This is a genomic window from Streptomyces sp. NPDC023527 (genome assembly GCF_055560115.1).
On record NZ_JBVHJJ010000018.1, the window covers coordinates 158,280 to 165,168 of the forward strand.

Below are 6,889 nucleotides of genomic sequence, written 5' to 3' on the forward strand. Positions count from 1 at the left end.
CTCTCAGCTGCCCATGCCGGTGCCCGCACCCGGATCCGGCATGCTCGAGCGGCAACTCGACCCGCACCGGCGGCTGCTCGAACTGCAGCGGGCGCTGCGCGCGGCCGAGGAAGAACTGCGCGGTGTGCGCGAGGACATCAAGACGCGCAAGAACCTCCTGTCCGGACGCCAGACCACCCTGGCCGAGATCGAGGAGCAGTTCGCAGCCATCATCGGCGGTTTGTCGCTGCCCGGAGAGCCTGGTGCGCGCATCGATCACAACTCGCTGCTGCCGAAGGTCAGGGCAGGCAAACTCACCAAGGTCGGCCACGGCGTCCGCACCGCGATCAACGTGGCCTACCGGATGACATTCCTCAGCCACGCGCTGGTCACCGGAGCCACCGATCTGCTGTCCCTGCTGATCATCGATCCGCCGCGCAAAAACGTCGGATACGGCAACGAGGACCAGCAGCTGATCGCACGGCTGTACGCGCACTTCCTCGACCACATCGCCGGCGCCCGCAGCGACACGCCGCACGCACGCCCGCACCAAGTCATCATCGTCGACAACGACCTGCCCGCGCAGCTGCGCCGCCAGATGCACACCATCGGACTCACTCGGGACAATCCGCTGGTGCTCTGACCCGCGCCCCGCGACACGGTGGGGATGGACTTCGCTCTCGGACACGTGGGCGCGGCGGTGTGCCCCGGTGCGGAGACCCGATGGACCATGAGCCCGCCTCCTGTCGTCCGGCCGTTCCCCGCGCTCCGGGGCCGCGGGCCGCCACAAGAAAGCTATGCAAATCTATCATAAATAATGCATAAATCGCATGAAACTGGTAGGGTGAGGTCATGGGAATGTCCTTGCCGGAACGGGTGCGGCTGGCGGTGGCGGCACTGATGCATGCCTCGGGCGAGTCGCAGGCGAGGCTGGCTGAGGCGCTGGGGGTGACGCAGGCGCAGGTGAGCCGCCGTCAGTCCGGAGTCGCTGCTTGGAGTTTGGCCGACTGCGAGGCGCTGGCCGTGCACTACGGCATGGATGTCCTGGACTTCCTGACGGGTCCGACCCGGGCGTGCGAGGCGCTACCCGACGTGCGCCGTGCCGGACGGCAGCGGCCGCCCGTAAAGGGGGAGGTGCGGTGAAGCCGCAGTTCGAGGCAATCGACGCCCTGCTGGCCGCGGCCCGCAAAGAGGCCGAACTGCCCCCGGCCGAGCAGCGCCGCGCCCTGCGTGAAGCACTGGACCTCTCCCGCGCGCAGGTGGCCCGGGCGCTGGGGGTGAGCCCCTCCACGGTCGGCGGCTGGGAAGCGGGCCGCGACCCGGCCGGTGGCGTCCGTGAGCGTTACGCCTACTTCCTCAAAGGTGCTCACGCCAAGCTCGCCGACCTTGATGCCGCCTGGCAGGCCGAAACCCCCGCTCACGCCGATCTCCCTCAATTCGGGCCCGCCACGTCGGGCGGCGATGCTGCGACGGCTGCGGAGCGGCCGGGTACGGCTGATCAGCCGTACCCGGCGCCGGAAGCCGACGACGGCGAAGCCCTGGCCGCACCCGAGCCGTGTGTCCTGTGCGGGCAGCCTGCCCTCCACCAGGTCGCCGGATTTCCCCAGCACCTTGACCTCGCTCAGTGCGCCACCACAGCCCCCGCACCCGACACCCCGGCCAAACGGCCAGAGGACCGCGCGGCGAAGCCGGTAAAGGCCGTGCCCGCCGGCCGCCGTGTGCGGGCCGCGTCCGACGCCGACCCGTCTGGCCCGATTGCGGCGGCGGTGGCCGAGGCGCTTGAGGCTCATGAGGGCGATGTGGAGGCGGCGACCGCGGCCCTGGTCAAGCGGGCGATCCCGGATGCGATGGCCCTGTTGGACGACTGCCGCAGGGGCGGCCGCTATGCCATCGTCGCCCACCCGTGGATCCCGGACATCCTGCGCAAGCAGTCTGCCCGTGGTGCCGACCAGATCTGGGAGGCCCGCCCCCGGTGGACCTGCCCCGAACTGCCCGCAGGCCGACACGAGGTGACGGCCCTGGACATCAACGGTGCCTACCTCAGCGCGCTCAAGACGCACCTGCCGCTCGGGCAGCTGGAGCACACCGTCGGCAACGTGCACGACCGCCGCCGCGCCGGCGTCCACCTGATCACCCCGCCCGCATGGGAGCACGGCGCCCACCTGCCCAACCCGATCGGCAACCGTGACGAACCCGGCCCGCTCTGGGTCACCGAACCCACGCTGCGCCTGCTGCTGCGCCTGTCCGGCCCGAAGTACGCCCTGTGCGAACCCCCCGAGATCCACGAGTCGTTCACCTCGGGCGCGACGGAGAACCTGCTGGAGAAGTTCCGCATCGCCCTCAAGGATGCCCGGGACCGGTCCATCGCCGAGGGGGACGAGGTGACGCTGGAGTATGTGAAGGCGATGTACTCGAAGTTCGTCTCCACGATGGGGGAGTCGAACTACAACCGGGAGCTGTACCGTCCGGACTGGATGCACCTGATCCGCTCGCAGGCCTTCGCCAACCTCTGGGTCAAAGCCCTCAAGGCGCACAACGCCGGCCTGACGGTCGTCCGTGTGATGGGCACCGACGAACTCCACGTCGTCGGCGACTGGCGGCGTGTCTTCCCGGAAGGCCGCGGAGTTTTTGAAGTGAAGGTCAAGGACGTCTACTCCGTCGGCACCGCACCCACCGACCCGGCCGCCGCCGCACCCACCGACGAGAACTGACGGGGGGAGGGGACCTCAAGTGCCCGAGCGCACCACCGATTTCGGCCAGTACGGCGCCCAAGGCATCAAGGCCACGAGGCCGTCGCCCGCCAACTCGACGCCCTCGCCGACTTCATCGCTTCTCCCATCACCACCCGGCGCGGCCTGCTCGCCCGCCTGCACTACCTCACCCGCACCCCCCGCGCTCGCGCCGCCGCCCACGACGCGGGCCTGACCGTCACCGACCGCACTCTGAAGGCATGGCTGGCCGGCACCCGCAATCCCACCCGATACAACGTCGCCCGGATCGACGCTGCCTACCGCGCGGTCCGCCGTCACAACGTCGCCCGCTACCTCCTGGCCCGCCTCAACCGCACGGGCTGCGGTACCCGCGTCGAGATCCATCCGCTCAATCAGTCCGGCGTGCGGCCTTCCCACCAGCGGGTCGTAGAGTTCCGCACTCTCAACGTCCGCCGCTGGGAGGCCGTCATCGAGGCCTGGTCCACCGGCGATGACCAGGCCCTGGACGACGCCTGGACCGAGCAGATCGTCGACCTGGGCTCGCAGTGGGGCCAGTACGAGTACGTCACCAACATCGGCTTCGCCGCCTGAACCCCACGCACTGCACCGCACCCGAAAACCGACCTACACAGCCGAACCTGCCTCCGGGTTCTCGGTGTGGTGGACGGACTTCCTCTACCGGTGACCATCCCCCTGCCCTACTAGAAGATCTACCGCTGTGCCGCGTGTTTGTCGTTTTGCGGCCGCTGTGCACCCAGGGCGCGCGACGATGAACTGTGATGCCCGGAAATGAGCCTGCTGAAGGAGACCGTGGAAAGAATGGCGATCGGCGCTGACCATGTACACAGTGCGGCCACGGTCCGCCGTCGGCAGCGGGAGTTCGTGCCGCCGTCCGAGTTGTACCCGGTTGCACCCAGGGCCGACGCTGTCCTGGTGGACCAGCTGTTCTACGCGACGGTGGATGAATGTCCTGACCCCCACTGCCGTCCGCTGCTCCTTGACCGCGTCGCACACGATGTGTGGTCGACGCGGAAACTGGTCGACTGGGCATGCTTCATCACGTCGGAGACGTACTGCGGGCTTCCCGCGGAGCTCGTGGACGAACAAGCGTCGGCGGATACCGTTTTCCGTCCCTCGGTCACCTTCCGCCGGCTTGCCGCGGAGTACCACAACTCAAGGGCAACCAACGCCATTTACGACGCGTGCACAGCCGCACAGCTCCGGGAAGCAGCGGACACCGCCGTCGCCCTGGTCGACGGACTCCAGGTGTGGGGAGCGGACTTCCTCTATCAGTGACCCCCGCCCGCCCCACCCCTGCGAACCTTCAGCCGTTTTTCCAAGGGAACCACCTGATGGCCACCAACCCCCGTTTTGCTGTTCCGGACAGCCACCCGCCTTTGGCCGACGCCATCGCGCCCGTCCGCCGTACGCTGCGCCCGGATCAGCAGGCGGCGGTGGACAGTGGGGTACGCGGTCTCAGGAAGCCGGGTTCGCGTGGCCACATGGTGTCCGCATGCGGCACCGGCAAGACGCTGATCGCCCTGCGGACGGCCGAGGCCCTCGATACCCGGTTTCTGCTGGTGGTGGTGCCGTCCCGGGATTTGATCGGCCAGTGGGCCCAGGCCGCCCGTGCGGATGGCCGCCGCGAGCCGTTGATGGCCGTGTCCTCACTCGAGGCACACAAGCATCCCGTGTTGACCGAGGCAGGGGCGGTGTCCACGGGTTCGGGGGAGTACCTGGCGTACTGGCTGGCCCAGCGTGCCAGGAAGAACGAGCCAGCGACCGTGTTCGTGACCCTCGACTCGCTTCGGCGGATCGAGGAAATCCAGCACTCCGTCTTCCCCGCTCCGGTCTTCGATCTCGCGATCGTGGATGAGGCACACCGCACCGCGGGCTCCTGGGACAAGGAATGGACGGTGATCCACGACTCCTCCCGGATTCGCACCGATCGCCGCCTGTACCTGACCGCGACGCCGTATGAGTGGGAGCCGCCGCGCCTGGCCGAGGCCCCGGATGCCCGCCCGGGCCCGAAGCGGACCGCGTCGACCGTACCGGCCTGGGAGTCCCCGTCCCTGATCGCCTCGATGGACGATCCGAAGGTGTTCGGCCCCCGTCTGCACACCTACACTCACGCGGCTGCGATTGAGGACGGCGTCCTGGCCGACTACCAGCTCCTGGTCCCCACCATCACCGACACCGACCTGCGCACGGTCCTGACCGACCCCGAGGGCGCGCACACCGGTTTCGCCCCGACCGCGCGCCGGACGACTGCTCTGCACCTGGCGGTCCTCAAAGCGATGACCGAGCACGACCTCAAGCATGTGATCGTCTACTTCCAGCAGGTTGCGGACGCCGCGGACTTCGCCCGCCAGTTCCCCCACACCCTGCGCACCCTCCCGCCTGAGCAGCGTCCCTCCTGGGCCGGCACCCTGTCCGTCTCGTCGATCAACGGCAACCACACCCCTGACCAGCGCGCGAAACTCCTCAACGACTTTGCGAAGGCCGACCGCGCTGTGATCACCAACGCCCAGGTCCTGTCCGAGGGCATCGACCTGCCAGCCGTCGACGCGATCGTCTTCGCCTCCCGCACCGAGAGCGTGCGCCGGATCGTCCAGGCTCTGGGCCGCGCCCTGCGTAAAACCCCCACCGTCGATGTGAAGACCGCGAGCCTGGTCATCCCCGCCTACATCCCACCCGACGCCGCCCCCACCGACCTCCTCGACACCCCCTACGAAGCCCTCTGGCTGATCACCGCAGCACTGCGCCACCACGACCAGACCATCGCCGCCCGCGCCCCACGCAAGACCACCGCGCACCGCCTGGACGACACCACCCACCACCTGATCACCCGCCGGTTCCGCTTCGACTTCACCCTCGACCCCCAGGCGATCGCCCGCGCGATGGACCTGCTCGCCTGGCCCTCGGCCGGCGCGGTGCTGTCCGCGCCCCGCCGCGCGGGCCTGGCTGCCGCCACCCGTTACCACGCCGAACACGGCCACCTGAAGGTTCCGGTCGACTACACCGACGCCTACGGCTACCGCCTGGGAGCCTTCATCGCAGGCCAGCGCACCGCCCACCGCCGCGGCACCCTGACTGCCGACTGGATTGCTGAACTCGACGCACTCGGCGTGATCTGGGACGAGCACGAAGCCGCCTTCGAGGGCAACATGACCCTCATCGAGGCCTTCCACGCCGAACACGGCCACCTCGCCATCCCTGCCCAGGATCCCGGCGGCCAGTTCCTCGTCGACCAACGCGGCCTCGCCCGAAAAGGCCAACTACCAAAGCCCCGCCACACGCGTCTGACCGCCCTGGACCCCGACTGGCTCCTCCCGCACGGACCCGACTGGCACCGCAAATACCACCTCCTGGCCCGCCACCTCCAGACCGGACACGACCCCGCAACTCTGCGCCACGACACCGTGATTGACGGCGTGAAAGCCGGCACCTGGCTGCACCGCCAACTCGCCACCTGGAGCACTCTCGACGACGGCCAACGCCACCTCCTGGCCCGCCTCAGCCTCACCCCCAACCACATCACCCTGACCACGACGAAGACCACCACCCCCGCCACACCCAGCACCCCCAGAACCAGGAAACGCCGCTCCTTCGAACAGACAGCCACCCTGCTGCGCGCCTTCGTGGAACGACACGGCCGTCCTCCTGGCGTCCGGGAGGGGATCGACGTTGACGGAGAGCGCGTGATGATCGGCCCTTGGCTCTGCAAGACCCGCACCGCCCAGAGGAACGGCCAACTCTCCGAGAACAGAAGCCAGTTGATCCAGAGCATCCTCCGCGAAGCCGACGTCGTTCCTCCGGAAGAGGAGCGCCCCGGATTCTCAGAGATCCCGTAACTTTTCTGCTCGCAACTCCACTAAGGAAGCACCCAGGAAGTGCTACTGTGGAGACTCCAGCAGGGGAGACACTCAGGTTCGGAGGGAGCGTCCCTCGGACGCAGAGCACGACCCGTATCCGCGTGATTCCCGCAAACCCAAGCAGCCCTGACGCATTATCACTGGTACAGCCAGCCATGGGAGTTCGCGGAGCGAACTCCGCTGAGAGACCGCGGAGCGGGATCTCAACCGGCCACGAAGTGGCCGGCCTACGTCACGGAGTGACGTAGTGTCAGCGATGCGGAGCATCGCGATGTATCCGTCGCGTAGCGACGGCGCGTCGTCTTCGCGGAGCGAAGCGCGCGC

General features: G+C 68.5%; 5 protein-coding genes and 1 pseudogene. All 6 read left to right on the forward strand.

The features are described from left to right. Nucleotides 1-40 precede the first annotated feature (40 nt). The 6 genes and pseudogenes from ACZ303_RS29950 (at nucleotide 41) to ACZ303_RS29975 (ending at nucleotide 6,544) form a co-directional block, all read left to right on the forward strand. Entirely contained in the window at nucleotides 41-622 is a 582-nt protein-coding gene (locus tag ACZ303_RS29950) for a hypothetical protein (protein WP_467343614.1), read from the forward strand. 209 nt (nucleotides 623-831) lie between these two features. Beyond that, nucleotides 832-1,122, forward strand: coding sequence for an XRE family transcriptional regulator (locus ACZ303_RS29955; protein WP_467343615.1), 291 nt, complete (start codon nucleotides 832-834; stop codon nucleotides 1,120-1,122). After that, nucleotides 1,119-2,690, forward strand: coding sequence for a helix-turn-helix domain-containing protein (locus ACZ303_RS29960; RefSeq protein WP_467343616.1), 1,572 nt, complete (start codon nucleotides 1,119-1,121; stop codon nucleotides 2,688-2,690). The genes ACZ303_RS29955 and ACZ303_RS29960 overlap by 4 nt, the downstream gene beginning before the upstream one ends. Before the next feature lie 19 nt (nucleotides 2,691-2,709). Continuing rightward, a pseudogene (locus ACZ303_RS29965) lies at nucleotides 2,710-3,281 on the forward strand (transcriptional regulator). Nucleotides 3,282-3,479: 198 nt separating this feature from the next. Continuing rightward, the gene (locus ACZ303_RS29970; RefSeq protein ID WP_467343617.1) at nucleotides 3,480-3,986 is read left to right on the forward strand and encodes a hypothetical protein; all 507 of its coding nucleotides are present in this window, start codon (nucleotides 3,480-3,482) and stop codon (nucleotides 3,984-3,986) included. Nucleotides 3,987-4,042: 56 nt separating this feature from the next. Further along, the gene (locus tag ACZ303_RS29975) at nucleotides 4,043-6,544 is read left to right on the forward strand and encodes a helicase associated domain-containing protein (RefSeq protein WP_467343623.1); all 2,502 of its coding nucleotides are present in this window, start codon (nucleotides 4,043-4,045) and stop codon (nucleotides 6,542-6,544) included. The last annotated feature ends 345 nt before the right edge of the window (nucleotides 6,545-6,889 follow it).